A 3,861-nucleotide genomic window follows, 5' to 3' on the forward strand; every position below is an offset into this window, starting at 1 on the left:
CCGCGCGCCCCTGGTGCGCGCCCAGGCCAGCGCGGCGGTGCGCACGCTGGCGCAGGCCGAGGCCCTGGGCCAGGACGTAGCCCACCGCCTGCGCGCAGGCGGCGCGCGCGCCTGAGCCGCCATGGCCCCGCCCCGGGTGATCGTCACGCGGCCCGCCCGCGAAGCCGCGCACTGGGTGGACCAACTGGGCGCGCACGGCTTCCGCGCCGTGGCCTTGCCGCTGATCGCCATCGGCCCCTGTGCCGACGCCGCCGCGCTGCAGCAGGCCCGCGCACGGCTGGCAAGCTACAAGGCGCTGATGTTCGTGAGCGGCAACGCCGCCACCTATTTTTTTGATTCAAATCGGCCTCCAGCGCTTGATGGGCAAGCGCCAGAAGCTATCAAAACCAGAGCGTGGGCGCCCGGCCCCGGCACCGCCAGCGCGCTGCGGGCGGCGGGCTTTCCGCCCGAGCGCATCGACGGCCCCGCGCCCGACGCGGCGCAGTTCGACTCCGAGGCGCTGTGGCAGCAGGTCGCGGGCCAGATCGGCCCCGGCGACCGCGTGCTCATCGTGCGCGGCAGCTCCACCGGGCGCGCATCCGAGCAGGGCACGGGCCGCGACTGGCTGGCCCGGCAGATCGCCGCTGCAGGCGGCCATGTGGACTTTGCCGTGGCCTACGAACGCAGCGCACCGCGCTTTCGCGCGCACGAGGTGGCGCTGGCGCAACAGGCCGCGCGCGACGGCTCGCTGTGGCTGCTCTCCAGCTCCGAGGCCGTGGCCCACCTCGCCCTGGCCCTGCCCGGCCAGGACTGGAGCGCCGCGCGGGCCCTGGCGACCCACCCGCGCATCGCGCAGGCAGCCAGGGAAGCAGGCTTTGGCGCAGTGCGCGAGTGCCGACCCGCGCTGGCGGATGTGGTGGCGTCGATAGAATCAGCCGCATGAGTTCCGCGCCCGCCAACGACCTGCCCGCAGCCAGCCCCGCGCCTTCGCCCGCACAGCCCCCGGCGGGCCGTGGCGGCAGCGTCCTGACACTGCTTTTGGGCGCCGTGGCAGTGGCGGCGCTCATCAGCAGCGGCCTGCTGTGGCAGCGCCTGAGCAGCATCCAGGAACAGCTCGCCCGCCAGTCGGCCGACTCCGGCGCGCAGGCCATCGAGGCCCGCACCATGGCCCGCCAGGCCGAGGAGCTGGTGCGCGACACGGCCGCCCGCCTGTCCGTGGCCGAGGCCCGCGTGAGCGAAGTCGCGCTGCAGCGCAGCCAGCTCGAAGAACTGATGCAGAGCCTGTCGCGCTCGCGCGACGAGAACCTGGTGGTGGACATCGAGTCGGCCATCCGCCTGGCGCAGCAGCAGGCCCAGCTCACCGGCAGCCTGGACCCGCTGGTGGCCGCGCTCAAGAGCGCGAGCCAGCGCATCGAGCGTGCCGCGCAGCCCCGGCTGGCACCCGTGCAGCGCGCCATCGGGCGCGACCTGGACCAGCTGGCCCGCGCCACCGTCACCGACACCGCCGGGCTGCTGGGCCGCCTGGACGACCTGGTGCGCCAGGTGGACGATCTGCCCGTGCAGAACGCCGTGGCCCAGGCGACATCCACGCGCCGCCTGTCCGCCGCGCCCGCGCAGGACGGTGCCGTGCCCGCCGAGGGCCTGGCCTGGTGGCAGGCCGCGCTGCAGCGCGCATGGGAAGTGGTGCGCGACGAGGCCCGGGGCCTCGTGCGCGTGAGCCGCATCGACCAGCCAGAGGCCATTTTGCTGGCGCCCGAGCAGGCGTTCTTCCTGCGCGAAAACCTCAAGCTCAAGCTGCTCAACGCGCGCCTGGGCGTGCTGGCCCGCCAGTACGAGTCGGCCCGCTCCGACCTGGCCGCCGCCACCGCCGCGCTGAACAAATACTTCGACCCCGCCTCGCGCCGCACGCAGAACGCGGCCAGCGTGCTGCAGCAGGCGCAGGCCCACATGAAGGCGGCCGAGCTGCCGCGCCTGGACGAAACGCTGTCCGCACTGGCCACCGCAGCCGCAGGGCGTTAGAGTGTGTTATGCACTTTTACGTACCCGCGTTGGCCCCAGAGGCTGGTGATCGCAAGGCGCAGCGCGCCGCCAAGGCCCATGCCTTGGCAAGCGCTGCAACGCCGCGAGCGCCTGCCTCTGGGGCCAACCCTTCGGGAAAGCCGGGGAAAGGCCCGGCCTCGTCGTTGCAGGCCGCTTGCAGTATCCATACTGTCCATACTGCGGCGCGTCCTGCGCCTAGTTGCCGGGCCTTTCCCCGGCTTTCGCGGGCACGTAAAAGTGCATAACACACTCTGACATGCGCGCCGCACTCTGGCTCCTGGCGTTGTTCGGCGTGGCCGTGGCCGCCGCGCTGTTCGCGGGCAACAACCAGGGCACCGTCACCCTGTACTGGCCGCCTTACCGCATCGACCTGTCGCTGAACATGGTGGTGCTGCTGCTCGTGGGCGGCTTCGTCACCCTGTACGCCGCGCTGCGCGCCCTGGCCGCGCTGCTGGAGCTGCCGCACAAGGCCCGCCGCTGGCGCGTGCAGCAAAAGGAGCGCGCCATGCACGGCGCCCTGATGGACGCGCTGACGCACATGCTGGGCGGGCGCTTTTTGCGCTCGCGCAAGGCCGCTGTGGCGGCACTGTCGCAGGAGAGCGCGCTGGCCGCGTCGGGCAACGGCGTGCCGCACGGCCGCCAATTGCGCGCCCTGGCCCACATGATCGCGGCCGAGTCGTCCCACGCCCTGCAAGACAGCGCCACCCGCGAAAGCCACCTGAACGACGCGCTGCACGAAGCCCCCCCGCGCGGCACCGCGCACGAGCAGGAACTGCGCGAGGGCGCCCAGATGCGCGCCGCCCGCTGGTCGCTGGACGACCGCGACGCCACTGCCGCGCTGGACCGCCTGACCGCCCTGCCCCAGGGCGCGGCGCGGCGCACGCTGGCGCTGCGCATCAAGCTCAAGGCCGCCCGGCTGGCGCGGCACACGCAGGACGCGCTGGAAACCGCGCGCCTGCTGGGCAAGCACCGCGCCTTCTCGCCCAATGCGGCGCAGAGCATCGTGCGCGGCCTGGCGAGCGAACTCATCCACAGCGCACACGACGCGGCGCAGCTGCAGCAGATCTGGCTGTCGCTGGAGCCCGCCGAGCGGGCCATGCCCGAGCTGGCGATCCACGCCGCGCAGCGCCTGGCGGCCCTTGGCGGCGACGCGGCGCAGGTGCGCGCGTGGCTGCTGCCCGTGTGGGAGCGCATGGTGGACCTGCCCGACGGCCTGGCCGAGCACCACGCGCTCAAGCTGGTGCGCGCGCTCGAAGCGGGGCTGGACGCGCTGGACGCAGCCTGGCTGGCCCGCATCGAAGCGGCGCAACAGGCCAATCCGCGCGACGCGCGGCTTTCGTACCTGGCGGGGATGGCCTGCCTCAAACGGCAGTTGTGGGGCAAGGCGCAGCAGTTGTTGACGCAGGCGGCGCAGCAGTTGCCGGACAGCGGGCTGCGGTCCAGCGCCTGGCGTTATCTTGCCGAACTGGCTGAGAAGCGTGGGGATGCTGAGGGGGCGGGTGAGGCTTGGAAGAAGGCGGCTCTTAGTCATTGAAAATTGGCTCTAGCGCTTATCTGGTATGGGCTGGTAGCTATCTTTTTTGATGATTTGCGTTGGTTGAGGGCGGGGGCCGGGATTTCGCCCCGGCGGGCGAGGTACTTTTCTTTGTCTCGCCAAAGAAAAGTACCCAAAAGAAACGCGACCCTACTGTCCGTGTCCCCTTCGCTGCGCTACGGGGCAACCTGCGATGCTCGGTCACGGGGTGTCGCCGTGGAACTCACTTCGCGCTTGCAGCGCTACGTTCAAACAACCCCGGCGAGTCAGACCACGAAGCATGCGCGCTGCGACGCGCATGCACACCC

At 71.8% G+C, this 3,861-nt stretch carries 3 protein-coding genes; all 3 read left to right on the plus strand.

All coding sequences use genetic code 11. From position 1 onward, the window contains the following. Positions 1–121: 121 nt before the first annotated feature. The 3 genes from QM569_RS04380 to QM569_RS04390 all read left to right on the plus strand — a co-directional run bounded on the left by QM569_RS04380 (position 122) and on the right by QM569_RS04390 (position 3,553). Positions 122–922 carry a uroporphyrinogen-III synthase gene (locus tag QM569_RS04380; protein WP_414986007.1) on the plus strand — a complete coding sequence of 267 codons (801 nt, stop codon included), beginning with the start codon at positions 122–124 and terminating at the stop codon, positions 920–922. Then, positions 919–1,998 (plus strand): uroporphyrinogen-III C-methyltransferase, encoded by a 1,080-nt coding sequence (locus QM569_RS04385; RefSeq protein ID WP_414986008.1) that lies wholly within the window; start codon positions 919–921, stop codon positions 1,996–1,998. Before QM569_RS04380 ends, QM569_RS04385 begins: the two co-directional genes overlap by 4 nt. 277 nt (positions 1,999–2,275) lie before the next feature. Then, entirely contained in the window at positions 2,276–3,553 is a 1,278-nt protein-coding gene (locus QM569_RS04390) for a heme biosynthesis HemY N-terminal domain-containing protein (RefSeq protein WP_414986009.1), read from the plus strand. Positions 3,554–3,861 lie beyond the last annotated feature (308 nt).

The organism is Acidovorax sp., from assembly GCF_047607405.1.
Taxonomy (GTDB): domain Bacteria; phylum Pseudomonadota; class Gammaproteobacteria; order Burkholderiales; family Burkholderiaceae_C; genus Acidovorax.

Bases quoted from the DNA above. Each gene is read 5' to 3' on its own strand.
- QM569_RS04390 (WP_414986009.1), top strand. From the start codon at position 2,276: ATGCGCGCCGCACTCTGGCTCCTGGCGTTGTTCGGCGTGGCCGTGGCC.
- QM569_RS04380 (WP_414986007.1), top strand. From the start codon at position 122: ATGGCCCCGCCCCGGGTGATCGTCACGCGGCCCGCCCGCGAAGCCGCG.
- QM569_RS04385 (WP_414986008.1), top strand. From the start codon at position 919: ATGAGTTCCGCGCCCGCCAACGACCTGCCCGCAGCCAGCCCCGCGCCT.